Genomic DNA, 22,654 nt, shown 5'->3' on the forward strand with positions numbered 1-22,654 from the left:
GGCTCCTCAGCGGGCGTAGCGATGGGGTTGGAAGGGCATGGGCGCGACGCGGCCGGGCAGCGGCTTGTCGCGTACGATGAGGTCGAGGACGGTGCCGTCGGCCGCGGCCTCGCGGGCCACGTAGCCCATGGCCACGGGCGCGCCGACCGAGGGGCCGAAGCCGCCCGAGGTGATCTCGCCGATGGCGGCGCCGTCCTTCTGGATCACGGTATGGCCGCGGGCGGGCTGGCGCCCCTCCGGCCGGATGCCGACGCGCAGGCGCTTCACGCCATTGTCGAGATGGTCGCGCACGACATCGGCGCCGACGAAGTCCCACGCCATGCGGCGGCGCTTGCCCATGGACCAGGTGAGCGCGGCCTCGACCGGGCTGGTCGTCTCGTCCAGGTCGTTGCCGTAGAGGCAGAGGCCGGCCTCCAGCCGCAGGGAATCCCGCGCGCCGAGGCCGGCGGGCATCACGCCCGGCAGCGCCAGCAGCGCCTTCGCCAGCGCCTCGGCCTGCTCGGCCGGGACGGAGATCTCCAGCCCGTCCTCGCCCGTGTAGCCGCTGCGGCTGGCGAGCACCTTGAAGCCGGCCACCTCGATCTCGCCGATGCCCATGAAGGTCAGGGAGGTCGGCGCGATCGCCGCCACGCCCGGCCCCTGCAGCGCGATCAGCGCGCGGTCCGGCAGCGGCTTCAGCGTCACGCCGGCGGGCAGGACGCTCTCGATCAGCGGCAGGTCGATGTGCTTGCGGCTGGCGTTCACCACCAGGAACAGCTTGTCGCCGAGGTTGGCGACCATGAAGTCGTCCACGATGCCGCCGGCTTCGTTGAGCAGCAGCCCGTAGCGCTGGCGGCCGGGCTTGAGCGCCTGGACATCGGCCGGCGTCAGCTTCTCCAGCGCCGCCGCGGCGCCTTCCCCGACCAGCTCCGCCTGGCCCATATGGCTCACGTCGAAGAGTGCGGCATTTGCGCGGCAATGCAGATGCTCGGCCATGATCCCGGCCGGGTACTGCACGGGCATGCTGTAGCCCGCGAAGGGCACCATGCGGCCGCCCAATTCGCGGTGCAGCGCGTCCAATGGTGTGGTGAGCAGTGCTTCTGAGTCGGTCACGCATCCCCCTGCCGCATCGCGCGGCGGTTGAGTTCGTGACCCCCCTCTGTCCATGGAACCTGAGAGATTCAGAAACCGGTAAGGGCTTCCTTACTCCGTCGGCGCCGGGCCCCTTGCGGGGTCCGATCTTTCCAGAGTGCCCAATCCCACGCGGCCCTTTTGCCTGAGCGTTTCCGGGGGCCGGTTGCGCCTTCGGCGACCCGGTCCGAGGACCGGGTTCTCTCCCGCGCGGGATGCACAGGCACGGTCTACATGCCTGCCCATCCTCTCCGGCGCAAGGCGATTCCGGAATGAATCGCCCGGCATGATCCCGTGCCTGCCCTCGGAATGGGCAGGCTGGCCACGCCGTCAGCCCGGCGACGGGTGGCAGGACCGCCCACCCCATCCTGCGCGGATCATCGAGCGGCCGGCCCGACTGGCACGTCGAACCTCACATCTTGATGATCATCAGCGTCGACGAGGCATAGGCATACAGCGTCCTCCCGCCATCCCCCGTCAGCCGCGCCTCGGAGATCGCGATGCGGCTGCCGCGATTCACGACCTTGCCCTCGCAGGTCACGAGGCCGCTCTTCACCGTCAGCGCCTTGGCGTAGTTCACCTTGAGCTCCAGCGTCGTGTGGCCGTAGCCCGGCTCGATCGTCGTGCGCACCGAGTTCCACAGCGCCGCGTCCAGGATCGTCGCCGCATAGCCGCCGTGGGCGATGCCGATGCTGTTGTAGTGCTGCTCGCCCACCTCGCCCTGCATCACCGCGAGGCCCGGCTCCGCGCGCACCAGGCGGATGCCCATCAGCGCGAAGATCGGGCTGCGCGTCGCGCTGTCTGCGATCTGCGCCTGCATGGCCTCCAGCGCCGGCATTCCGGCATAGGGCGAAGGCCCATCCGGGACCTCCCAGGTGACGGTATGGCTGCGTGTCGGCATCGATTCTCGGCCCTGTTGATCGGGACGATGCTTAAGGCGGGGCGCGCGCCCCGCCAACGGCAAGCCGTCAGGCCTGCCGCGGCCGACGCAGCGTGACCAGGATGCTCGTGCTCGGGCGCGTCCGGTCGATCTCCATCATCCCCCGCGTCTGGTTCTCCAGCAGACCCTGGACGATGGTCATGCCGAAGCCGGTGCTCTTCGCCGGATCGAAGCCCGGCGGCAGCTGCCCCTCGTCCTCCACCCGCATCATCACGCCGCCCTCGATGACCTCCAGCATGACCGAGACCTGCCCTGCCCCGTATTTGAAGGAATTCGTCAGCAGCTCCACCAGGATCAGCCCCAGCGTCGGCGCCTCGGACGCCGGCCAGACGATGACGGGGCCGGTGAAATCCGCCCTCCTCCCCCGCGCGCCCGCATGGCCGGACACCTGATCCCGCACCAGCTGGCGCAGATAGGCGGAGAGGTCCACCTCCGCCGCCGCGCCCGTGCGGTAAAGCTGCTCGTGCATCGCGCTGAAGGTCAGCACGCGCCCCGCGCTCTCGCGCAGCTCCTGCGCCGCCGCAGGATCGGCGCTCATCTCGGCCTGCAGCTGCAGCAGCGTCTGCACGGCCGAGAGGCTGTTCTTCACGCGGTGATGCACCTCCTGCATCAGGATGTTCTTCTCCGCCAGCGCCTCGTTCCGCTCGCGCAGCGCCCGCCGGAGCTCGAGCTGCGCCATCACCTGCCGGGCCAGCGCCTCCAGCGCGTGCTCCTGGGTCTCGGTCAGCCCCTCGGGCCGCGGCTTGCGGTCGAGCACGCACATGGTGCCGAGCGGCAGGCCCTCCGCCGTCTCCAGCACCGCGCCGCCGTAGAAGCGCAGGTTCGGATCCTGGACGACGGCCGGGTAATGCGCGAAGCGGGCATCACGCGACAGGTCCGGCACGACGAAGACGCCGTCCTGCCGGATGGCATGCGCGCAGACGGAATGTTCGAGCGGCGTCTGCGTCCCGCCCAGGCCGAGCCGCGCCTTGAACCACTGCCGCCCCTCGTCCACGAAGGTGACCAGCGCCATGGGCGCGTCGCAGATCTCGGCCGCGATCTCCACGAAATCGTCGAAAGCCTCCTCGGGCGGCGAGTCGAGGATATCGTAGCTGCGCAGGGCCGAGAGGCGGTCCCGTTCCCGCCAGGCGACGGGCGGCATCGGCTTCCCCGGGCTGATGTCGCTCATCACGAATTCCCTGGCTGTTGCGGAAGGAACATGAATAAGCATGTGATGAAGCGCAAGGCCGCCCGTTCACGGCGTCAGTAGGCGACCGTGAAGCGCCGCCGCGAATGGGCCCGCGTCTCCAGCTCGTCCACCAGGGCGATGGAGAAATCCTCGAAGGAGACGGTGCTGCCCGCCTCGCACACGAGGAGCTGGTCCGTCCCCAGCCGGAATTTTCCCGTCCGCTCGCCCGGCACGAAGAGCGCCGGCGGCGAGAGGAAGGTCCAGTCCAGCTCGCGCTCCTCGCGCAACAGGTCGAGGAAATCGGCGCCGATGCCGGCCTCGTGCCGGTACTCCTCCGGAAAGCCAGGCGCGTCGATGAGCCGCAGGCCCGGCGCGACCTCCAGGCTGCCCGCGCCGCCCACCACGAGGTAACGCTTCACGCCGGAGGCCCGCACCGCCTCGATCAGCACCCGCGGCTCGACCGTCGTGAAGCGGACGGAGCTGATCACCGCATCATGCCCCTTCAGCAGCGCGGCCAGCCCGGCCGGGTCCAGCACGTCGCCGGTCTTCGCGGTCACGCCGGGCAGGGCCGGCACCTCCTCCGGATGGCGGGCGATGGCGGTGACTTCATGGCCGCGGCGCACGAGCTCGGCGAGCAGCCGCTGGCCCACATTCCCGGTGGCACCGATGAGAGCGACGTTCATGTTCAGGATCTCCTAGGTGGGTTTCTGATAGAAACCAGATGCCCACTTGTCCTGCTGCTGTGAAGAAGGCACCTTCTCCACACCTGGTCACCCTGAGGAGACCGCCATGATATCAGCCTGGAACGCCTACGACCCTGACTGCCCCACCCGCGTGGTGCTGGACCGCATCGCCGACAAATGGGCGGTGCTGCTGCTCGGCCTGCTCTCGCGCGGCCCCATGCGCTTCAACCAGCTCCGCCGCGAGATCCGGGGCCTGTCGCAGAAGATGGCCTCGCAGACGCTGAAAAGCCTGGAGCGCGACGGGTTGGTCAGCCGCCGCGCCTTTCCCACCGTGCCGGTCACGGTGGAATACGCGATCACCCCGCTCGGCGAGACGCTGGCGGCGACGGTGGATGCGCTGCGCCTCTGGGGCGAGACGCATATCGAGGAAGTGCAGGCGGCCCAGCGGCGCTACGATTCGCGCGCCTTCGCCAGCAGCGCCGCGACATAATCAGCCTTCGCGTCGGTATAGGCCTCGCGGTCCTCGCGGTGCCGCACGGCCAGCTCGCGCTTCAGCGCCGCGTAGCGCGCCGCCTCCTCCGGATCCGCGCGGAGGATGTCGCGGACGAGGAGCAGGTCCCACATCTCGGCCGAGGGCTCGATCATGTGGACATGGTGCGTGCGCCGGACGGCCCGGGGCGGCAGCCCCTTCACGAAGAAGAGCCGGTGGCGCTTCGGGTTCTCGGACCAGAAGGCGTAGCCCATCGCCTCCAGCGGCCCCACGGCCGTCTCCCGCGCTTCCTCGATGGAGGAGACCGCGACCAGGATGTCGATGACCGGCTTGGCCAGGAGCCCCGGCACCGCGGTGCTCCCAAAGTGCTCCATCTTCAGCACGAGGCCCTCGGGCAGCGCGGCGCGCAGGCGCTCCGCCTCGGCCTCGTACATGGCGGACCAGGCGGGGTCGTGGGAGACGAGCTCGACCTCATCCATCGTGCTTCTCCAGCCGGTGGTGCTGGACGATCCGCGCCACCTCCTCAGCCGGGATGGCCTCCAGCCGGCGGCCCTGGTGCCCGGTGACATCCACGGCCTGCAGCATGGCGTTGTACACCGCCTCCTCCACCGCCTCCGAGACGGCCTGGAACAGCGGCGACATCGCGTCGTTCGGCAGATCCAGCACCGCCGCCACGCCCTGGCGCTGGGCCGGCGTGCGGCGCACCGCCTCGGCCGTCGAGAAGGCGACGGCGTAGTCGCCAGAGCCGTTCGCCATCGAGGAGCCCGTCCGCGCGATGCCCAGGAAGGCGCGGCGCGCCAGCCGGGTGAGGTTGCGGTCGGAGAGCGGCGCATCGGTGGCGATGACGATCATCATGGAGCCGTCGCCGCCGCGGTCGTCCAGCCGGTCGCGCAGGTAATAGCGGCCCAGCGCCCGGCCGACGGGCGCGCCGTCCACCGTCAGCACGCCGCCGTAATTCGTCTGCACCAGCACGCCGAGCGTGTAGCCGCCGAGCCCGCGCGGCAGCACGCGCGAGCTGGTGCCGATGCCGCCCTTCCAGCCGAAGGCCTGGGTGCCCGTGCCGGCGCCGACGCAGCCCTCGGCAACGGGGCCGCCGGCGCAGGCGGCCAGCGCGTCGAGCACGTGCTGCTTGGTGACGTGCCGGCCGCGGATGTCGTTGAGCACGCCGTCATTGGTCTCGCCGACCACGGCGTTGACGGAGAGGACGCGCTCGTTGCCGGGCTGGGCCAGGGTCCATTCCACAAGGCCCGCGATGCCCTCGGCGACGGAGAGGGTGTTGGTCAGGACGATCGGCGTCTCGATCTCGCCGAGCTCGATGATCTGCGTGGAGCCGGCGAATTTGCCGAAGCCGTTGCCGGCCGCGAAGCCGGCGGGGGTCTTATCCTGGAAGGTGTTTCCCGGGTGCGGGCGGATGGCGGTGACGCCGGTGCGGACGGACTCGCCCTCGATGAGCGTGACATGGCCAACCGTGACGCCGGCGACGTCGGTGATAGCGTTGAGCGGGCCGGGTGGGAGGATGCCGGTGGCGATGTGGAGGTCGCGGGCGCAGGATTGGCTCCGCATTTATGTTCCTTTATATATTCTTGAGAATGCAATAAACTTGTTCACCTCGATTACATATTATGCTATTGTCCTCAGCATGTTGGCCGATTTCAGTTGTGCTAATGATCGCCCTACCTTAACTGCTTTAGAGGGCTGACACTATGGGGGAAATGTTGTTCGAATCTCATGAGTTCTGGACCGTCATCGGTTCCTTTTTGGCCGGCGCTCTGGGCGGATCCCTACTTACGCTCCGTTTCTCCCGTAGCAACCGCGCTTCGCTGTTTGGGCGGATAGTCGATCAAAGTCGATCGACTGTAGGAGGCGATCAAGTTGGCGGGGACAAGCACTAGTGAGCCGCCTTCCGGTTCTACGCCCTTCGGGCACTCCCGTCCCCACAACTAATAATCTTCCAGCATCTTCTGGATCGAAAAGCACAAACCAATCATATTCGACTGTGCATGGCAATCAAATTGCTGGCGATAACTATAACTCTCAAATAACTATCAATCAAGCCTCCAGAGAGGCAAGTGTGTTAGAGCAGTTACTAGCACAACTGCATATCGAAGTTGAACATAAGATACACTGTCAAGATGTAGTTCAGAAACTTCGACGGTACCATCGCGGTACAGTTTCCGACGGAGTTATCGGCCTTTCGGCAAAATTGGAACGCGCCGGTCGACAGTATGAGATCGACGACGCCCTCGAACAAAAAGAAATGTTTGCCAAATTACTCGAAGAATGGTCATTATATGCTTCGGCTCAGGATATATTTGTTTATCTTCTCGCAAAATCTGAGCATTTATTTAAGAGTGAAATCAGACCTCAATTGTCAACCCTCCCCAAAACAAGCATCAATGAATTGGTGAATTTACGCATTGTGGAACCGACTGTCGCAGGATGCGGTGCAACCGTACTACATATCGATCATCTCACTGCTATGGGTATGGTCTATTGGCTAGCAGAACAATGCTTCGTGCGTTGGCATTGATATGCTTACCTTTCAAGCTGCTCTAGATCCATATCATGCAACCTTTCGTTGCCTGCGAATTATCGATTGGCTAAGGGATTGCCTGCCCATAGAATGGGATAAGTTTCGGATTATCGATTTCTATCTTAATTTTCCATTCAGATTATCGGATTTTGAATTTCGCCGAAGCCAAATGAAGTTTCGTAAATTGCACCCTTATATAATCATATGCGGCCATACGGATCACTTCCGGACGATCAAGATTTGTTAACTCGAATGGCCCCGATGCAGATGGCCGCCACAGAGACCTTGGCCCGACTCGATTTTTTAGATCCAAAGCAGATTAAAAAAGCACTGATCACAAGGGGCAAAAAAAATCTTCCTGATTCTCTCCACACCAGAATAAAGGAGATCAACGATTCTCAGATGGATTTAATGAATATACTTCTAGATTTATGCAATCAAAATCCCCTTCTCGGTCCTGATGGTTTAAAGCGACGCAGCGGCCTTATTGAGTACCGACATGACGCAATTTAAGCCCACCATTATAATAGAGCGGATGCGGGTCGAGGATCACAGCCACGCGGCAGCGTATGACGAGCGCTTCCATATAGGCGTCAACATCATACGTGGAGACAATTCCTCAGGAAAATCTACTGTACTTAATTTCATATTTTACGGACTTGGTGGTGATTTACAGGATTGGAGTGGTGCAGCCCAACGCTGTTCTCGTGTATTATTACAGGTCCGCATAAACGGGCACGTGGCTACGTTAAGCCGGGATGTGTCACCAAAGGCTCGCGCATCAATGGATATATTCTCCGGCAGAATGGACGAAGCACTTCAATCTCCAGCGGCTAACTGGCTACGCTTCGGTTACTCTCGAAGTGAAAGACGGGAAAGTTTTTCACAAGCGCTTTTTCGCCTTATGGATATACCAGAGGCTTTAACTGACATCACTGGAAATATGACTATTAATCAGCTTTTGCGCATTATATATGCCGATCAGTTGAGCCCTGTTGAATCTATATTCAAATATCAGGGTATGTTTGACAACGCGGATATTCGTGACGCCATAGGACGACTTATTTTCGGCGCGCATTCCTTGGAATTCTATCATAATGAGCAGGAAATTCGAAAATTAGAGCGAGATCTTGATGTCGCTACGGCCGAGTATCGCAGCTTAATTTCTGTTGCCGGCGATAGAAAGGAAACCTTTACGTTTGAATTTATCCAAATAGAGCGACGCAAATTAGAAGATCGATCGACGCAACTTATAACCGAAATTTCAGAGGTTGAATTCAATTTGCAGGCTGGCTTGGGCAAGCAGCCAACGCTTCGTGGGCAGGAAGATGCTTACGCAGCGGTTGTCGCGGCACAGGAAGGACTCGCCGGAGCACGTATGGAGCGCGATTCGATCGCGCTCAAGATAGCAGATTCCGATCGCTTTCTCGCCAGTCTAAGGGATAAACTTCAATCTCTTCGAGATTCATCGTTTATTTCTGACACAATAGGGGATATTTATTTTAATGAATGTCCGGCTTGTCATGCTCCAGTCCAATTATCCCGAGCACCTCATGCATGTTATTTATGCAAACAACCATATGAAGAAGGTTATGAGCGCGGCCGAATTACGGACCTTATTAACGAGACCGCTCTCCAAATCAATCAGTCAGCAGATCTCCAGGATAGACGCCGGAAACGCGCGTCATCCCTTGACCACAAAATTAAATCTCTAACTGATTCATGGCGCGAAGCCGCTGTCCGTTTTTCTACACTTCGGCGTACACCCACTACCGAAGATCAGCTTAAGTTACGTGAATTATTACAAGAATCTGGTTATATCTCTCGACAGATAGAAGAACTTAGCCGGCGTGAAGAACTAGCTCAACGCCTACATAGCTTGTCGGAGCAACGTGAGAACATGCGTGGGCGTATCGAGTTTTTGCGTGCAAAAAACGAGGCTCTGGAACACGAACAACAAAAACGGTTAGATCAGGCGGCAACTGCAACCTCGGAAGAGGTAAAGATCTTGCTCCGAAATGACCTTAGACGTCAGGATATTTTCCACAATCCGCATTCAGTACAGATTAGTTTTCGTGATAATCGGATTTCCATTAATGATCAGGCGTATTTTTCTGCTAGCTCACGCACAATATTAAAAAGCAGTCTCATATTAGCCCTTCTTGCCGCAGCTACAAAGCTTCCTTTTATGCGCCATCCGCGATTCTGTCTGATTGATACCCACGAAAATATGGGCATGGAGCCGGTTAGAAGCCAAAATTTCCAAAGGCAGGCCCTTCGAATTTCCAAAGATAGTAAGGTAGACCATCAAATCATCCTTGCCACGGCAATGATAGCCGCAGAGCTAGACGAACCCTCTTATACCGTCGGCAGGCATTACACTATTGACCATCCATCGTTGGAATTTCGTAACTGAAGACATATCGTATCGGTCTCTATTTTCTCTTTAACACCAACGTACACCACGGCTTCAAATCAATCCGCCGCTCCAGCACCAGCCCGGCCCTCCGATGCGCCGCCAGCACCATCCTGGCCTGCGTCCCCAACAGCCCCGCCAGGATCGCCCGCCCACCCGGCGCCAGATGCGCCCCCAGATCCGCCGCCATCGCGCACAGCGGCCGCGCCAGAATATTCGCGAAGATCAGGTCGAACGGCTGCCCCTCCCGGATCGCCGCATGCCGGTACCCATCCGCCAGGATCACCCGCATCCGCCGCTTCAGCCCATTCATCGCGACGTTCTCCTCCGCCACCCGCACCGACCACGGCTCGATATCCGTCGCCAGTGCCGTCGCGGCCGGGAACAGCTTGCACGCCCCCATCGCCAGGATGCCGCTGCCCGAGCCCACGTCCAGCACGCGCCGCGGCGCGCGGTGCAGCCCCTCCAGCGCCATCAGGCACCCCTGCGTCGAGGCATGCTCGCCCGAGCCGAAGGCCAGCCCCGCATCCAGCACCAGCGCGATGCGCCCATAGACCCGCCGCGGCGGCACATGCGTGGGACGGATGAGGAAGCGCGTGCCGATCTCCTGCTCCGGAAAGGCCTCGACGGTGCGCGCCAGCCAGCCCTCCGCCTCCACCGGCCCGCGCGTCAGCTCGGCCTCGTAGCCCGAGAGCCCCGCCGCCAGCGCCAGCGCGGCGCGGAGGCAGTCCTGGTCGGCCAGCGCCTCGCGCACCGCCTCGATGCGCCAGGTGTCCGTCGCCTCGTCGCGGAACAGTGCGACGGTCGCGCTCACCGCCAGCAGCGCGGCCTCATAGGAGGGCACGGCCTCTTCGGGCAATTGGTCGAGCACGAGGGTCTCGAGCTGGGCGGGCTGTGTCCTCATGCGGGCTCCACGAAGCGGTCGAGCACGCGCTTGGCGCCGGCCCGTTCGAACTCGATGTCGAGGCGGTCGTCATCCACCCCGGTGACGCGGCCGTAGCCGAATTTCTGGTGAAACACGCGCGCGCCCACGGCAAAGGCTTTTTCGCGTTCCGGGCGCTGGTCCACCTCCCAGGCGCCGGCCTCGATCACGCGCGGGCGGCGGTGGCTGGAGAGCGCCCCGGCCGAGAAGACCGAGGAGGGCATGACGGGCTTCTGCTGCACGGCGCCCTGGCGCTCGATCTCGGCTTCCGGCAGCTCGTCCAGGAAGCGCGAGGGGATGGAGCTCGTCCAGTTGCCGTAGATGCGCCGGTTCGCCGCATGGCTGATCGTGCACAGCTTCCGCGCGCGCGTGATGCCCACGTAGGCGAGGCGCCGCTCCTCCTCGAGGCTCTTCTGCCCCCCCTCGTCGAGGCTGCGCTGGCTGGGGAACAGCCCCTCCTCCCAGCCGGGCAGGAAGACCATGTCGAACTCCAGCCCCTTGGCCGCGTGCAGCGTCATCAAGCTCACTTTCTCGCCCTCGGCCGCGTCGTCCGCGTCCATCACCAGCGCGATGTGCTCCAGGAAGGCGCCGAGCGTGGCGAATTCCGACATGGCGCGCAGCAGCTCCTTGAGGTTGTCGAGCCGTCCCGGCGCCTCGATGCTGCGGTCGGCCTTCCACATCTCGACGTAGCCGCTCTCCTCCAGCACCTGCGCGGCGACGACGACGTGGCCTTCCTTCTCCAGCCCGGCATTCCAGCGCGCGAGGCCTTCGAGGAGCTCGCGCAGCGCGGCGCGCGGGCGGGGGCGGATGGCGTCGCCCTCGATGAGGCGTTCCGCGGCGAAGCGCAGCGGGATCTGCTGCTCGCGCGCGAGCTTGTGCAGCGCCGATATCGCGGTGTCGCCGAGGCCGCGCTTGGGCGTGTTCACGATGCGCTCGAAGGCCAGGTCGTCGCTGGGCTGCGAGAGCGCCCGGAAATAGGCGATGGCGTCGCGGATCTCGAGCCGCTCGTAGAACTTCGCCCCGCCATAGACGCGGTAGGGGATGGCCAGCGTGATCAGGCGCTCCTCGAAGGCGCGGGTCTGGAAGCCGGCGCGGACGAGGATGGCGATCTCGCCGAGGTTCTGTCCCTCGCGCCGCGCCTCCTCGATGCGGCCGCCGACCATGCGCGCCTCCTCCTCGCTGTCCCAGAGCGAGACGACGCGCACGCGCTCGCCGGAGGCGTCGTTGCGGCCGGAGCGCAAGGTCTTGCCCAGCCGCCCCTCGTTGCGCGCGATGAGCCCGGAGGCGGCGGAGAGGATGGGCTGCGTGGAACGGTAGTTCCGCTCCAGCCGCACGATCACCGCGCCGGGAAAGTCGCGCTCGAAGCGCAGGATGTTCTCGATCTCGGCGCCGCGCCACGAATAGATCGACTGGTCGTCATCGCCCACGCAGCAGATGTTCTTGTGCCCCTGCGCCAGCAGCCGCAGCCACAGGTACTGCGCCAGGTTCGTGTCCTGGTACTCGTCCACCAGGATGTAGCGGAACAGCCGGTGGTAGCGCTCCAGCACCTCGGCATTCGTGCGCAGGATTTCCGTCACGTGCAGCAGCAGGTCGCCGAAGTCGCAGGCGTTCAGCGCGATCAGCCGCGCCTGGTAGGCCGCATAGAGCTTCTCGCCCCTGTTGTTCGCGTAGTCCGTGGTCTCGGCGACGGGGATGCGGTCCGGCGTCAGCCCGCGATCCTTCCAGCGCTGGATGATCGCCATCAGCCCATTGGGCGGCCAGCGCTTGAGGTCGACGCCCTCGGCCTCCATCACCTGCTTCAGCAGCCGGACCTGGTCGTCCGTATCCAGGATGGTGAAGGAGGAGGTCAGCCCCACCAGCTCCGCATGCCGGCGCAGCATGCGTGCCGCCAGCGCGTGGAAGGTGCCGAGCCACAGCCCCTCGACGGGCCGGTTCAGGATGGCGCCGACCCGCTCGCGCATTTCGCGCGCGGCCTTGTTGGTGAAGGTGACGGAGAGCACCTGGTGCGGCGCCGCGCGGCCCGTGACGAGCAGATGCGCGAATCGCGTGGTCAGCACGCGGGTCTTGCCCGTGCCGGCGCCGGCGAGCACCAGCAGCGGGCCGTCCAGCGTCTCGACGGCGGCGCGCTGCTCGGGATTCAGCCGCGTCAGATAGTCTTGGGGGGCGGAGGGGGCGGACACCCATGAGTCTATAGAACATCGGAACACGGCAACCAACCGCGGCGCCTGTGGGCAAATCGCGATGAGCGGGGATAGGTTCCGCAACCCCTTGATTCCGGAGGATCGGACTCCGGCGCGATCTCGCGGCGAGGCGGCGCCCGTCTGGTCGCCCGTCTGGTCGCCCGGCCTGTTGCCCTGTAGCCCTGTCCCGACTGCAGCCGGGTGGCATGTCTTGGAACTGATGCGTCGTTTGCTCGAATGGTCGGCCTGGCGCGGTGCCGCGCTGCTGGCGGGCGCCATCTTCCTCGGGCTCTTCGTGCCGCCGCTGGCCTCCGTCGCGCGCGGCGCCATCACGCCGATCGTCTTCCTGCTGATGGTGCTGGTGCTGCTGCGGGTCGATCCCGCTGTGGTCATCGCCTATCTGCGCCGGCCCGTGCTGGTCGCGGCGCTGCTGGCCTGGCTGCTGGTGGCGAGCCCGCTGATCCTCTGGGCCCTGCTCCGGGTCCTCGGCATCACGCATCCCTTTGCCGCCGGGCTCGTCATCGTGGCGACGGGCTGCGCGGCCACCTCGTCCCCGGCCTTCGCGCGGCTGGTCGGGCTGGACGGCGAGATCGCCTTCGTGGTCGCCATGCTCTCCACGCTGATCCTGCCCTTCACCGCGCCGCCGCTCGCGCTGGGGCTGCTGGGCATCGACCTCGCCATCTCGATCTCCGGCCTGATGCTGCGGCTCGCGCTGCTGGTCGGCCTGCCCTTGCTGATCTCGATCGTGCTGCGCCGCTGGATGGGCCCGGCGCGGCTCGACCGCTGGGGCCGCGCGGTGGACGGCGCCGTGGTGCTGCTGGTGGTGCTCTACGGCTTCGGCGTGATGGACGGCGTGCTGGCCCAGTTGCTCGCGGCGCCGGCCCTCGTGCTGACCGGCATCGTCATCGCCTTCGCCGGCGCGCTGGCGATGAATGCCATGACCGCCCTGGCCTTCGCCGGCTTCGGCCGGCGGGTGGCGCTCTCGGCCGGGCTGATGGCGGGCAACCGCAACATGGCGCTCTACCTGGCCGTGATCCCCGCCACGGCCGACCCGCACATCATCCTGACCTTCGTGCTCTTCCAGTTCCCGCTCTTCCTCAGCCCGTTCCTGCTGAAGCCGGTCTACGAGCGGATCAGGGGAGGCCCTTCAGCGGAGCGGTTCAGGGAAGGACCCTGAGGGCCGCCACGATGTCGCGCAGGAAAGCGCGCGAATCCGCGAGCGGCGGATCGCGCCGGGGCATCGAGGCCCGCACGCGCAGAAGCTGCCCGCCCGCCGCGCCCACGCAGATCATGCTCTGCACCGGCTGGCGGCCGTAGGTGCCTTCGAGCTCTGCGCAGCGGAAGAGCGGGTTGTCCTCCGGCTGGTTCACCTCGCGGATGACCGTCAGCCGCCGGTGCGGCCCGGCGCCGCGCGCCGCCTCGGCGATGGAGCGCTGATACTCGCCCTGCACCGCCGGCGATTCGGTCCCGTCGGGCAGCGACGCGCCGTCGCCTGGCGGGCGCAGCACCTGCACGAAGCCCGCAGCGGTGCGGCCCGGCGTGGCATAGGCCACCTCGACGCCCGGGAAGGGCTGCCGCAGCGGCACCGTGGCGCCCTTCTGGAAGCTGGCCGCCTGGGAGGGCAGCCGCTGCGCCAGGAGCTCGGGCGCGGAGGCGACGGGAATCGGCGCCGGCGGAATCGCCACCGGCTCCGGCGTCTCCATCGCGCAGGCGCCCAGGGCCAGCGCAGCGAGCAGAACGGAACCCCGCATCAAATCATCCGGATCGTGGTTTCGGGCGACATCATCAGGCCCACCTCCATCGTGGCGGCGTGCGCGCTCATCCAGTGCTGCACGTCGTGGTAGATCATCTCCACGCCGATATAGACGATCAGCGCGACGCCGATATAGGCGATGACCGGGAACTTCTCGAGCAGCTTGGCGATCAGCGTGGCCGCGACGCCCATCAGCAGGATCGAGATGACCAGGCCGATGATCAGCATCTCCATGTTGCCCTTGGCCGCGCCGGCCACGGCCAGCACGTTGTCGAGGCTCATGGACACGTCGGCGATCACGATCTGCCGCAGCGCGACCATCATGGTCTTGGGCGCGTTGTCGACGTGGCCGTCCGCCTCGTCCCTGTCCTTCTCGCGCAGCTCCTTGAAGAAGGTGTAGGCGATCCAGAGCAGCACGACGCCGCCGATCGCCATGATGCCGGGAATGGCGAGCAGATAGACGGCCGCGAGGCTGAGGATGATGCGCAGGAAGACCGCGAGCACCATGCCGAAGAGGATGGCCTTGCCGCGCTGCGCGGCAGGCAGGCCGGCCGCGGCGAGGGCGATCAGCACGGCGTTGTCGCCGGACAGGATAAGATTGACGCCGAGAATCTCCGACAGCGTCACCCAGTTCCAGCTCGCGGCGAATGAGGCGAGATCCATAATCCAATGCTTCCCCCAGGGTGGAACGGCGGAACCTAGCCCCACCGACCCACCCTGTCTTTACAGGGCAGTAACGTTCCGGAAACTTAATGCCGGTCGGCACCGCCTCGGCGGATGGCGCGGAGAACCGCATCCACCGCAAGGGTCGCCACCATGGCCAGCACGGCCACCTGGAGCAGCGTCGCCCCGGCCCAGAGCCAGGCGGGGAAGACACCCGGGAGCGCGAGATAGCCCAGCGGCAGCAGCAGGAAGGAGTAGGCCTCCGGCACCCGCTCCGCCACCTCGTGCGTGCCGGAGAAGATCATGTCCCCGGCCACGTAGAGGATGATCAGCAGGCCCACCCAGGCGATCCAGCGGTGCTTGTTGAGCAGGTTCGCGATCAGCGTCGCGGCCACGCCCATCAGCACGACCGAGATGGCCAGGCCGACGACCAGCACATAGGGGTGGTCCTTCGCCGCGCCGGCCACCGCCAACACGTTGTCCAGGCTCATGGAAATATCGGCGACCAGGATCTGGGTGATGGCCTGGCGCATGGTCTTGCGGGGCGCACCGCTGGCATCCAGTTCGCCGCCCTCGCCCTCGCCCTCCACGGAGCCATGCCCGCTGCCGTCCCGCAGTTCACGGTACATCTTCCAGCAGACCCAGAGCAGCAGCACGCCGCCCGCCAGGGTGATGCCGACGACGGAGAGCAGCTGTACCGTGATGCTGGCGAAGCCGATGCGCATGATGGTCGCGGCGACGATGCCCCAGAAGATGGCCTTGCGCCGCTGCTCCGCGGGGAGACCCGCCGCGGCCATGCCGACCACGATCGCATTGTCGCCGGCGAGAACGATGTCGATCATCAGGACCTGGAGGAGTGGAACGACCCATTCCGGCATGCGCGAATTCCTTCATATTTAAAAAACGTAATGACGGGCGGCGATCCCGATCATTGCTGAAATGACAGAAATGGGCCGCCGGGCCAAGCCCGCTTGCTCCAAGACCCGCGACGCGCGACATGACGCCCCGAGTTCCGAGAGAGGCTGCGATGGTCCCCCGCTACACCCGCCCTGCCATGGCCGAGATCTGGTCGCCCGAGGCGCGGTACCGCATCTGGTTCGAGATCGAGGCGCTGGCCGCCGAGAAGATGGCCGAGCTCGGCACCATTCCTGCCTCCGCGGCCGCGGCGATCCGGGCGGGCGGGGGACCGAAAGTCGCCGCCATGGGGGCCGCCGACGTCGAGCGGATCGACGAGATCGAGCGCGTCACCCGGCACGACGTCATCGCCTTCCTCACCTGGCTCGGCGAGGGCATCGGCGAGGATGCGCGCTACATGCACCAGGGCCTGACCAGCAGCGACGTGCTCGATACCTGCCTCGCCGTCCAGATGACACGCGCGGCAGATTTGCTCATCTCGGATGTCGAAGCCGTCATGAACGCGTTGAGGATGCGCGCTCTCGAGCACAAGTTCACGCCCACGATCGGTCGCAGCCACGGGATTCATGCGGAGCCCACCACCTTCGGCCTGAAGCTCGCCAACCATTATGCCGAATTTTCCCGCAACCGGCAGCGATTGATCGCGGCCCGGGCCGAGGTCGCCACCTGCGCGCTCTCCGGCCCCATCGGCACCTTCGCCTCGGTCGATCCCCGTGTGGAGGAGCACGTGGCGGCGAAGCTCGGCCTGTCCGTCGAGCCGGTCTCCACCCAGGTCATCCCGCGCGACCGCCATGCGGCCTTCTTCGCCACCCTCGCCGTCGTCGCCGGCGCGGTGGAGCGGCTGGCCACCGAGGTCCGCCACCTGCAGCGCAGCGAGGTCCGCGAGGCGGAGGAGTACTTCCATGCCGGGCAGAAGGGCAGCAGTTCCATGCCCCACAAGCGCAATCCGGTGCTGAGCGAGAACATCACTGGCCTCGCCCGGCTGATCCGCGGCTACGCCATGCCGGCGCTGGAGAACATCACCCTCTGGCACGAGCGCGACATCAGCCATTCCAGCGTCGAACGCGTGATCGGCCCCGACGCCACCATCGCGCTGGACTTCGCGCTCATGCGCCTCGCCGGGATGATGGAGAAGCTGACGGTCTATCCCGTCCGCATGGAGGAGAACCTCGAGGGCCTCGGCGGCGTCGTGCACAGCCAAAAGGTGCTGCTGGCGCTGACCCAGGCGGGCATGTCGCGCGAGGCCGCCTATGCCGCCGTGCAGCAGGCCGCGATGGCCACCTGGCTGAAGCTGGGCAAGCCGGACGCGCAGCGCTTCCGCGAGAACCTGCTCTCCCAGCCCGACGTCGCCGCCGTGATGGACGGCGCCGCGCTCGACGCCGCGATGGACCCGCAGCGCGACTTCCGCCACGTCGAGACGATCTTCGCGCGCGTCTTCGGCGCGGGCTGAGAACGCCTCAGACGGATTGCAGGTCCAGCCGGTAGCGTGACAGCGCCCGCAGGATCGCGACGTCGTCCAGCCGGTCGGTGAAACCGATCTCCGACAGATAGCTGACCGGGTAGAGGTGGTACATCCGGTGCCGCCCATGCTCCCGGATCAGCCCCAGCTCGGGGAAGATCCGGCCCGTCGGCCCCGAGACCACGAAGAGGTTGAGGACGGCGCGCGGCGCAATCTCGTCCAGCAGCGCCGCCAGCGACAGGAAATCCTTGTGCGAGTCCGGGGCGACCCAGGCCAGCTGCATCAGCAGCGTGCGCCGCGGCCCCTGCACCGACCGCCGGAAACGGTCCACGCAGCGCTGGAAGTACTGGTGGTCCGCCTCGGCCAGCGGATCGTGATGGTTGAAGATCGGCTCGTTGCGGACCATGCCGCGATAGAAGCGGTGATGGCAGCGCCAGCCGCCCGGTGTCTCGACCCGCTCATACTGGTCGCGCGCCAGGAACAGGCGGAAATCGTCGCGGAGGACGTGCTCCACCATCTTCTCCGAGGAGAAGATCCAGTCGAAGGGCCCCGCGAAGTTCCGCAGCCGCCAGCGCCGCTGCAGGAAGGTCGTGAAGCATCCCACCCCGATCCCGAGGATATGCGAGATGGAGTCCTCCTCCACGGCTTCCGGCCCCTCCGGCCGGACGAGGTTGGAGAAGTCCACGGTCCCGGTGCGCAGGCGGAATTCTTCGCTGCCGATGAAGTCGCGCAGGACCCCCTCCAGCGCCGCGAAGCCGGGACCGGCCGCAAGGTTGCGCGCATGGTGGACAAGGCCCTCGGGATCCGGCTCGCGGCCCAGTAACGCCCGATAGACGGTGCGGATCAGATCGATCCTCGCGGCCTCGCTGCTGTCCTGCATGCTGCGCCCGACGTTGCCCTCTTCTTGAGATGAAAGACGAAACCAATTCGTCCGGCTTCGCAATATGGCGATGACGATGATAACCAACCGGAACGACTTGTGACGCTGGCATGAAACCTGACCCTTTCCGGATGCCGGGAGATTCCGCCTGGGCTAGGCTGCACGACAGCCCGGCGCCTTTCTGCCGGGCGCCGATGCGGAGCTCCTGCTGATGCATTTTCGACCGATCTGGCTCGCGGTGCTGCTCCTCCTGCCGCTTCCCGCCGCGGCGCAGGACGCGCCCGGCTGGCTGGAGCGGGCCAACCGCGCCGTCTACTCCTTCAACCGCTCCGCCCTCGAGGGCTTCACCGCGCTGCGCGAGCGGCTGCCCGAGGCGCCCGCCGTGCCGCCGGAATGGCGCCTGGGCGCCGCCAACCTGATCTCCACCTGGATCGCCGAGCCCTGGCAGGCCCTGGCGCTGGCGGCGGCGGGCCGGCCCGAGCACGCGCTGACGACGCTCGACCGGGTCCGGACCAACATCGTCGAGGGCAGCGGCGGCCTCGTCGACCGCGCCAGCGAGCGCGGCATGCCCGTGGCACCGCAAGCCGATATCGGCCTCGCCCTCTGCGCCCGCGGCGTGCCCGAGGGGCCCTTCGTGGTGCTGCCGGTGGTGGGCGGCCGCACGCTGCGCGACGGCCTCTCCGACCTCGTCATCTCCAACGCGCTGATCTACGGATCGCTGGTCCCCTTCGTTGGGCCGGTGCCCTCGGTGGAGCTCGTGGTCGTGGTGGAGCTGCTCGACAACATCCCGATCTGGGCGCTCGCCGAGCGGATGGGGCGCGAGGACGGGGTCGACCGCGCCACGATGGATTTCGAGACGGCGCGCGACGCCTATGTCGCCGCCCGCCGCCGCGCCTGCGAGGCGCTGCGGGTGCCTTCGGCGGGATAGTCGGGCGGGCGCACTGTCCCGGGAGGCGCCGCCTCCCGGACCCTCCGCCGGGGAAACCCGTTTCCCCGAACCCCATCATCCGTTGAACCCTGGGCCAACTGATACCTATATTCGTCTCATCGGAGACGAACGATGAACGCCTTCACCACCTTGGGCCTCAAGCCCGACACCTCGCTCATGGCGCTGGCCGCCCAGGTCGAGCGCGGCCTGCCGATCGCGGCCCTCGACCGCGTCGCGCACCACGTCGCCCCCGAGGACGCCGCCTTCCCGCACCGCCTCGTCCCCAAGGCCACCCTCGCCCGCCGCCGCGCCGCCCAGGCGCGCCTGACCCCCGAGGAAGGCGCCAAGGTCGCGCGCCTCGCCGAGATCTGGGCCCAGGCCCTGATCACCTGGGGCAGCGATACTGCCGCGCGCGATTTCCTCGGCCGCCCCCACCCCATGCTCGATGGCCGCAAGCCGCTGGACGTGGTCCTCGCCAGCGAGTTCGGCCGCCCCGTGGTGGAAGGCATCCTGGGCCGCCTGCGCTACGGCTCCGCGGCCTGATCGCGCTTTAGCCACCGCATCCGGGCATGGCCGCACAGGTCCTCGACCGCGTCCTGACCTGCTGGCGCATCGGCGACCCCAAGGGCGAGTTCCCGGTCTTCGACGCCACCGGCTCCAAGCTCTACCCCGGCCGCTGGAACACGGCGGCCAGCGCGGTGATCTACGCCTCCGAGCACTACTCCACCGCGATGCTCGAGAAGCTCGCCCATGGCAGCGGCCACCTGCCGCCGAACCAGCATGCCATCGAGATCACCATCCCCAACGGCGTGAGCTACGAGCTGGTGGAGGAATGGCAGGTGCCGGGCTGGGACGCGCCCTCGTCAGCGGCGGCGCAGGCCTATGGCGAGGCCTGGTGGAAGGCCAAGCGCTCGCTGGTGCTGATCGTGCCGAGCCTGGTGGCGCGGATGGAGCGAAATTTTCTGATCCATCCGGAGCATCCGGACTTCCCCCGAGTCACGCATGGGCTGCATCGGCCGGTGTGGTGGGATGGGCGCTTGTTCGGGCGGTGAGGACGTCGCCAGTCGGCTGAGCGCAGGCGCCAGTCCCCGGCGAGGGAGAGAAGCCGCCGGCCGCCCCCGTATTCGGAGTTTTCCGCACTCCACGGGACGACGTCAAACACCGCCTGCCGGCTTTCATACAGTGGAATATTATTTTGCGCCCCCATCGCCCCCGAGCTAGATTTACATGATGGAAAATAAAGGGCGGAGACATGGGAAAAATCGGAATTGAACAGCCGGCGCCCGCACCGCACGGCCTCCCACCCTTCAACCGCAAGCTCACCGATCCCAGCCAGCTGATGTTCCCCGCCGACGGGCATCGCTATCACTGCCCCTGGATCGAGGACAGCATCACCATCCATTCCGACGGCAATGTCACCTGCGGCCTCGACGATCCGCACGGCCAGCGCAGCTTCGGCAATATCAACCGCCAGTCGGTCGCGGAGATCTTTGCCAATCCCGCATACGAGCGGCTGCAGCGCAAGCTGTGGGAAGGCCATCGCTGCACCGAATGCGGCCTCTACCAGCGCGTGCCGGACGGCGCCGCCGAGGAGATGCCGGCACGGATGCGCCTGCCCAGCACGGCAGTCGTGGAACCCACGGTCCGCTGCAATATCCGCTGCCCCAACGACGCCTGCATCGCCAACAACGACCCGGCGATCCGCACGCGCGATGCCGACATGCTCGGCCTAGACCCCTTCCGCCGTGCGGTGGACGAGCTCGCCGGGCATCTCCGCCATGTCTACTTCTTCAACTACGGCGACCCCTTCGTGAACGCCCAAGCCGAGGACATGCTCGCGCATCTGCGACGAGCCTGTCCCGACGTGCGCGTCGTCACCAGCACCAACGGCATCCCGCTCGCGAAGCCCGAACGCGCGCGCAAGGTGGTCGCTGCCGGCCTCGAATTCATCGTGTTCACGATCGGCGGCATCACCCAGGAGAGCTACAGCCGCTACCACGTCGCCGGCCGTGTGGACCTTGCGCTTCGCGGCCTCTCCAACGTGGCGGCGGCAAAGCGGGAGCTCCAGGTGCACAAGCCCGTTGTCCATTGGCGCTACCTGCTGTTCCCCTGGAACGACAGCGATGCCGAGGTCGCCGCCGCGCTCCGCCTGGCCGAGGAGCATGGCGTCGACGAATTCTGCCTCTACCTCACCCATGTCCCGGCCGGCGCCACGTCGTTCCGCTTCTCGCCTGGCAGCCCGAATTTCGTGCGCTACCGCAAACACATCGCAAGCTCGCTCGGCTACACCTACCTCGTCCCGTCGCCGGATCGCGACGGCTTCTATGGGCTGGAACAAACGGCTCTGGGCCCGGCGCGCTGGACCGGCTGGCAGGCCCGCAAGCGGCTGCACGTCGATCGCAACCGGGCGCGGCTCGCCGTGTCCACCGGCCGGCCGGCAGCCATGGAGCGCACCAACCACCTCTTCATCGTGACGCCCTGGCAGACGCTGAAAGTGCCGATCGAGCCGATGGCCTGGCGGACCGTCGAGCTCGTCATCCCCGACCATCTGCAGATCGACACGGTCGAGGTGGAGCTTGTCACCTTCGATCACTGGTTTCCGGCCGAAGAGGTCGGCAATGGCGATTCGCGCTGCCTTGGCGTGCTGGTCCAGGAAGACGGCGCGGAGGATTCCGGCCCGCCCTGGCGCGGATCGGTGCCCATCACCGCCGAAGAAGCCGCCCGCCTGGCCGACTTCCACTACCTCGCCCCGGCGCCGCTGGTGGACGACAATGCCGGCCGCTTCTCCGCTTTCGACACGGACCAATAGCGAGCGAAGGGCATCTGGAGCTCGGTTTTTCTTGCTATTTCCAGAAAATTTTCCTAGAAAAAGGACATGACCGCTCGCCTCCGCATCCCCCACAACCCCCTCTCCGATGCGGAATGGCAGGCCCTCCTTCCCCACATCCTCCGGCGCTTCCGCGGCCGCCCCTGCGACCACCGCGTCCGCTTCGACGCCATCTTCCGCGTCGCCGCCACCGACGGCCCCTGGAGCGACCTCCCCGAACAATACGGCAGGCCCGACACCGTCTCCCGCTACTTCCGCCGCCTCACCCATGAGGGCTTCTGGGAGCACCTGCTGCTCGCCCTCGCCGCCGCGCCCGAGGGCCATCCCTTGCGCAACCTCCTCGGCCCCATCTGCCGCGCCGCCCGCCGCGCCATCCGACTGCGCGGCCTGCGCATCATCCTTCTCGCCCGCCGCCTCGACCTCAAGCGCGCCCTGCCGGCCCCGCCCTGGATGTGTCCCGACCCGGATTTGTCCGAAAAGATCTTCGCCCTGCCAATTCCACGGCGAATCCCACCGACGCGGCGGCTCCGGAGGGCCGCCATCGAGTACCTCCGCACCATCCGGAAGCTGCTCACCATCGTCGCCGGCCGCCGCTACATCCCCCGCGCGCTGAAAGCGTGCTGGCCGTGAGCCGGGATGAGAGCTCCGGCGGGTCGGTTTCGCGGGTCTTTTCCGCGCCTGGTGCGTTGCCGGACTTGCCGATGCAATCAGCATCGGCGGCGCCCGGCGCCTTCCAGGCACGAAAAATCCCTCGCGAACCCTCCGCCGCCGGAATTCTCAACCCGGC

At 65.9% G+C, this 22,654-nt stretch carries 23 protein-coding genes, 1 pseudogene and 2 riboswitches; of the genes and pseudogenes, 12 read left to right on the plus strand and 12 right to left on the minus strand.

Annotation, left to right across the window (positions count from 1 at the left end; genetic code table 11):
- Nucleotides 1–6: 6 nt before the first annotated feature.
- The 4 genes from gcvT to AC1ROY_RS15535 all read right to left on the minus strand — a co-directional run bounded on the left by gcvT (nt 7) and on the right by AC1ROY_RS15535 (nt 3,901).
- Nucleotides 7–1,092 carry a glycine cleavage system aminomethyltransferase GcvT gene (gene gcvT / locus AC1ROY_RS15520; protein WP_493149749.1) on the minus strand — a complete coding sequence of 362 codons (1,086 nt, stop codon included), beginning with the start codon at nt 1,090–1,092 and terminating at the stop codon, nt 7–9.
- A gap of 36 nt (nt 1,093–1,128) precedes the next feature.
- A riboswitch (glycine riboswitch) is annotated at nt 1,129–1,233 on the minus strand.
- Nucleotides 1,234–1,329: riboswitch (glycine riboswitch) on the minus strand. It abuts the riboswitch before it with no gap.
- 193 nt (nt 1,330–1,522) lie between these two features.
- Nucleotides 1,523–2,011, minus strand: a complete 489-nt coding sequence (locus AC1ROY_RS15525) for a PaaI family thioesterase (RefSeq protein WP_493149750.1) — start codon at nt 2,009–2,011, stop codon at nt 1,523–1,525.
- Between the two features lie 67 nt (nt 2,012–2,078).
- Nucleotides 2,079–3,218, minus strand: coding sequence for a sensor histidine kinase (locus AC1ROY_RS15530; RefSeq protein ID WP_493149751.1), 1,140 nt, complete (start codon nt 3,216–3,218; stop codon nt 2,079–2,081).
- 74 nt (nt 3,219–3,292) lie between these two features.
- A complete protein-coding gene (locus AC1ROY_RS15535) occupies nt 3,293–3,901 on the minus strand; it encodes an NAD(P)-dependent oxidoreductase (protein WP_493149752.1) in 609 nt (202 codons plus the stop codon).
- Between the two features lie 106 nt (nt 3,902–4,007).
- On the opposite strand from AC1ROY_RS15535, the gene AC1ROY_RS15540 reads away from it, so the two are divergent.
- Complete coding sequence (locus AC1ROY_RS15540; RefSeq protein WP_493149753.1) at nt 4,008–4,391, plus strand: winged helix-turn-helix transcriptional regulator; 384 nt, start codon at nt 4,008–4,010, stop codon at nt 4,389–4,391.
- Here AC1ROY_RS15540 and AC1ROY_RS15545 read toward each other — a convergent pair.
- Both AC1ROY_RS15545 and AC1ROY_RS15550 read right to left on the minus strand, forming a co-directional pair.
- The gene (locus AC1ROY_RS15545; protein ID WP_493149754.1) at nt 4,352–4,870 is read right to left on the minus strand and encodes a GrpB family protein; all 519 of its coding nucleotides are present in this window, start codon (nt 4,868–4,870) and stop codon (nt 4,352–4,354) included. The genes AC1ROY_RS15540 and AC1ROY_RS15545 overlap by 40 nt on opposite strands.
- On the minus strand, nt 4,863–5,954 hold the full coding sequence (locus AC1ROY_RS15550) for a DmpA family aminopeptidase (RefSeq protein WP_493149755.1): 1,092 nt from the start codon (nt 5,952–5,954) through the stop codon (nt 4,863–4,865). The genes AC1ROY_RS15545 and AC1ROY_RS15550 overlap by 8 nt, the downstream gene beginning before the upstream one ends.
- Nucleotides 5,955–6,282: 328 nt before the next feature.
- Between AC1ROY_RS15550 and AC1ROY_RS15555 the strand changes: the two genes are divergently transcribed.
- The 4 genes from AC1ROY_RS15555 to AC1ROY_RS15570 are packed head-to-tail and all read left to right on the plus strand — an operon-like array spanning nt 6,283 to nt 9,340.
- A complete protein-coding gene (locus AC1ROY_RS15555; protein WP_493149756.1) occupies nt 6,283–6,921 on the plus strand; it encodes an ABC-three component system protein in 639 nt (212 codons plus the stop codon).
- Nucleotide 6,922: 1 nt separating this feature from the next.
- Nucleotides 6,923–7,171, plus strand: a complete 249-nt coding sequence (locus tag AC1ROY_RS15560; RefSeq protein WP_493149757.1) for an ABC-three component system middle component 5 — start codon at nt 6,923–6,925, stop codon at nt 7,169–7,171.
- Between the two features lie 14 nt (nt 7,172–7,185).
- A complete protein-coding gene (locus AC1ROY_RS15565) occupies nt 7,186–7,437 on the plus strand; it encodes an ABC-three component system middle component 5 (protein ID WP_493149898.1) in 252 nt (83 codons plus the stop codon).
- Nucleotides 7,424–9,340, plus strand: coding sequence for an AAA family ATPase (locus tag AC1ROY_RS15570; RefSeq protein ID WP_493149758.1), 1,917 nt, complete (start codon nt 7,424–7,426; stop codon nt 9,338–9,340). The genes AC1ROY_RS15565 and AC1ROY_RS15570 overlap by 14 nt, the downstream gene beginning before the upstream one ends.
- A gap of 19 nt (nt 9,341–9,359) precedes the next feature.
- Here the strand turns inward: AC1ROY_RS15570 and AC1ROY_RS15575 are convergent, their stop codons facing one another.
- Both AC1ROY_RS15575 and AC1ROY_RS15580 read right to left on the minus strand, forming a co-directional pair.
- Nucleotides 9,360–10,244 (minus strand): 50S ribosomal protein L11 methyltransferase, encoded by an 885-nt coding sequence (locus AC1ROY_RS15575; RefSeq protein ID WP_493149759.1) that lies wholly within the window; start codon nt 10,242–10,244, stop codon nt 9,360–9,362.
- Nucleotides 10,241–12,442 (minus strand): ATP-dependent helicase, encoded by a 2,202-nt coding sequence (locus tag AC1ROY_RS15580; RefSeq protein WP_493149760.1) that lies wholly within the window; start codon nt 12,440–12,442, stop codon nt 10,241–10,243. The genes AC1ROY_RS15575 and AC1ROY_RS15580 overlap by 4 nt, the downstream gene beginning before the upstream one ends.
- A 220-nt stretch (nt 12,443–12,662) precedes the next feature.
- Here AC1ROY_RS15580 and AC1ROY_RS15585 point away from each other — a divergent pair, with 220 nt between their 5' ends.
- On the plus strand, nt 12,663–13,619 hold the full coding sequence (locus AC1ROY_RS15585) for a hypothetical protein (RefSeq protein ID WP_493149761.1): 957 nt from the start codon (nt 12,663–12,665) through the stop codon (nt 13,617–13,619).
- Here AC1ROY_RS15585 and AC1ROY_RS15590 read toward each other — a convergent pair.
- The 3 genes and pseudogenes from AC1ROY_RS15590 to AC1ROY_RS15600 all read right to left on the minus strand — a co-directional run.
- Complete coding sequence (locus AC1ROY_RS15590; RefSeq protein ID WP_493149762.1) at nt 13,603–14,193, minus strand: hypothetical protein; 591 nt, start codon at nt 14,191–14,193, stop codon at nt 13,603–13,605. The two genes, AC1ROY_RS15585 and AC1ROY_RS15590, sit on opposite strands and share 17 nt — an antisense overlap.
- Nucleotides 14,193–14,858, minus strand: a complete 666-nt coding sequence (locus AC1ROY_RS15595; RefSeq protein ID WP_493149763.1) for a YjbE family putative metal transport protein — start codon at nt 14,856–14,858, stop codon at nt 14,193–14,195. Before AC1ROY_RS15595 ends, AC1ROY_RS15590 begins: the two co-directional genes overlap by 1 nt.
- A gap of 155 nt (nt 14,859–15,013) precedes the next feature.
- Nucleotides 15,014–15,736: pseudogene (locus tag AC1ROY_RS15600) on the minus strand (TerC family protein); the annotation flags it as partial.
- 149 nt (nt 15,737–15,885) lie between these two features.
- Here AC1ROY_RS15600 and purB point away from each other — a divergent pair.
- Nucleotides 15,886–17,223, plus strand: coding sequence for an adenylosuccinate lyase (gene purB / locus AC1ROY_RS15605; protein ID WP_493149764.1), 1,338 nt, complete (start codon nt 15,886–15,888; stop codon nt 17,221–17,223).
- 7 nt (nt 17,224–17,230) lie between these two features.
- Here purB and AC1ROY_RS15610 read toward each other — a convergent pair whose 3' ends face one another.
- A complete protein-coding gene (locus AC1ROY_RS15610) occupies nt 17,231–18,112 on the minus strand; it encodes a hypothetical protein (RefSeq protein ID WP_493149765.1) in 882 nt (293 codons plus the stop codon).
- 211 nt (nt 18,113–18,323) lie between these two features.
- On the opposite strand from AC1ROY_RS15610, the gene AC1ROY_RS15615 reads away from it, so the two are divergent.
- The 5 genes from AC1ROY_RS15615 (at nt 18,324) to AC1ROY_RS15635 (ending at nt 22,497) form a co-directional block, all read left to right on the plus strand.
- Nucleotides 18,324–19,040 (plus strand): MlaA family lipoprotein, encoded by a 717-nt coding sequence (locus AC1ROY_RS15615; RefSeq protein WP_493149766.1) that lies wholly within the window; start codon nt 18,324–18,326, stop codon nt 19,038–19,040.
- A gap of 132 nt (nt 19,041–19,172) precedes the next feature.
- On the plus strand, nt 19,173–19,583 hold the full coding sequence (locus AC1ROY_RS15620) for an antitoxin Xre/MbcA/ParS toxin-binding domain-containing protein (RefSeq protein ID WP_493149767.1): 411 nt from the start codon (nt 19,173–19,175) through the stop codon (nt 19,581–19,583).
- Between the two features lie 26 nt (nt 19,584–19,609).
- The gene (locus tag AC1ROY_RS15625) at nt 19,610–20,092 is read left to right on the plus strand and encodes an RES family NAD+ phosphorylase (protein WP_493149768.1); all 483 of its coding nucleotides are present in this window, start codon (nt 19,610–19,612) and stop codon (nt 20,090–20,092) included.
- A gap of 200 nt (nt 20,093–20,292) precedes the next feature.
- Nucleotides 20,293–21,849, plus strand: a complete 1,557-nt coding sequence (locus AC1ROY_RS15630) for an SPASM domain-containing protein (RefSeq protein ID WP_493149769.1) — start codon at nt 20,293–20,295, stop codon at nt 21,847–21,849.
- A 66-nt stretch (nt 21,850–21,915) separates the two neighbouring features.
- Nucleotides 21,916–22,497: a transposase gene (locus AC1ROY_RS15635; RefSeq protein ID WP_493149770.1), complete on the plus strand. Its 582-nt coding sequence runs from the start codon at nt 21,916–21,918 to the stop codon at nt 22,495–22,497.
- Nucleotides 22,498–22,654 lie beyond the last annotated feature (157 nt).

Source organism: Roseococcus sp. GW821-FHT12F05, assembly GCF_058806835.1.

Bases quoted from the DNA above. Each gene is read 5' to 3' on its own strand.
- AC1ROY_RS15525 (WP_493149750.1), bottom strand. From the start codon at position 2,011: ATGCCGACACGCAGCCATACCGTCACCTGGGAGGTCCCGGATGGGCCT.
- AC1ROY_RS15530 (WP_493149751.1), bottom strand. From the start codon at position 3,218: ATGAGCGACATCAGCCCGGGGAAGCCGATGCCGCCCGTCGCCTGGCGG.
- AC1ROY_RS15535 (WP_493149752.1), bottom strand. From the start codon at position 3,901: ATGAACGTCGCTCTCATCGGTGCCACCGGGAATGTGGGCCAGCGGCTG.
- AC1ROY_RS15540 (WP_493149753.1), top strand. From the start codon at position 4,008: ATGATATCAGCCTGGAACGCCTACGACCCTGACTGCCCCACCCGCGTG.
- AC1ROY_RS15545 (WP_493149754.1), bottom strand. From the start codon at position 4,870: ATGGATGAGGTCGAGCTCGTCTCCCACGACCCCGCCTGGTCCGCCATG.
- AC1ROY_RS15550 (WP_493149755.1), bottom strand. From the start codon at position 5,954: ATGCGGAGCCAATCCTGCGCCCGCGACCTCCACATCGCCACCGGCATC.
- AC1ROY_RS15560 (WP_493149757.1), top strand. From the start codon at position 6,923: ATGCTTACCTTTCAAGCTGCTCTAGATCCATATCATGCAACCTTTCGT.
- AC1ROY_RS15565 (WP_493149898.1), top strand. From the start codon at position 7,186: ATGCAGATGGCCGCCACAGAGACCTTGGCCCGACTCGATTTTTTAGAT.
- AC1ROY_RS15570 (WP_493149758.1), top strand. From the start codon at position 7,424: ATGACGCAATTTAAGCCCACCATTATAATAGAGCGGATGCGGGTCGAG.
- AC1ROY_RS15575 (WP_493149759.1), bottom strand. From the start codon at position 10,244: ATGAGGACACAGCCCGCCCAGCTCGAGACCCTCGTGCTCGACCAATTG.
- AC1ROY_RS15585 (WP_493149761.1), top strand. From the start codon at position 12,663: ATGCGTCGTTTGCTCGAATGGTCGGCCTGGCGCGGTGCCGCGCTGCTG.
- AC1ROY_RS15590 (WP_493149762.1), bottom strand. From the start codon at position 14,193: ATGCGGGGTTCCGTTCTGCTCGCTGCGCTGGCCCTGGGCGCCTGCGCG.
- AC1ROY_RS15595 (WP_493149763.1), bottom strand. From the start codon at position 14,858: ATGGATCTCGCCTCATTCGCCGCGAGCTGGAACTGGGTGACGCTGTCG.
- purB (WP_493149764.1), top strand. From the start codon at position 15,886: ATGGTCCCCCGCTACACCCGCCCTGCCATGGCCGAGATCTGGTCGCCC.
- AC1ROY_RS15610 (WP_493149765.1), bottom strand. From the start codon at position 18,112: ATGCAGGACAGCAGCGAGGCCGCGAGGATCGATCTGATCCGCACCGTC.
- AC1ROY_RS15615 (WP_493149766.1), top strand. From the start codon at position 18,324: ATGCATTTTCGACCGATCTGGCTCGCGGTGCTGCTCCTCCTGCCGCTT.
- AC1ROY_RS15620 (WP_493149767.1), top strand. From the start codon at position 19,173: ATGAACGCCTTCACCACCTTGGGCCTCAAGCCCGACACCTCGCTCATG.
- AC1ROY_RS15625 (WP_493149768.1), top strand. From the start codon at position 19,610: ATGGCCGCACAGGTCCTCGACCGCGTCCTGACCTGCTGGCGCATCGGC.
- AC1ROY_RS15630 (WP_493149769.1), top strand. From the start codon at position 20,293: ATGGGAAAAATCGGAATTGAACAGCCGGCGCCCGCACCGCACGGCCTC.
- AC1ROY_RS15635 (WP_493149770.1), top strand. From the start codon at position 21,916: ATGACCGCTCGCCTCCGCATCCCCCACAACCCCCTCTCCGATGCGGAA.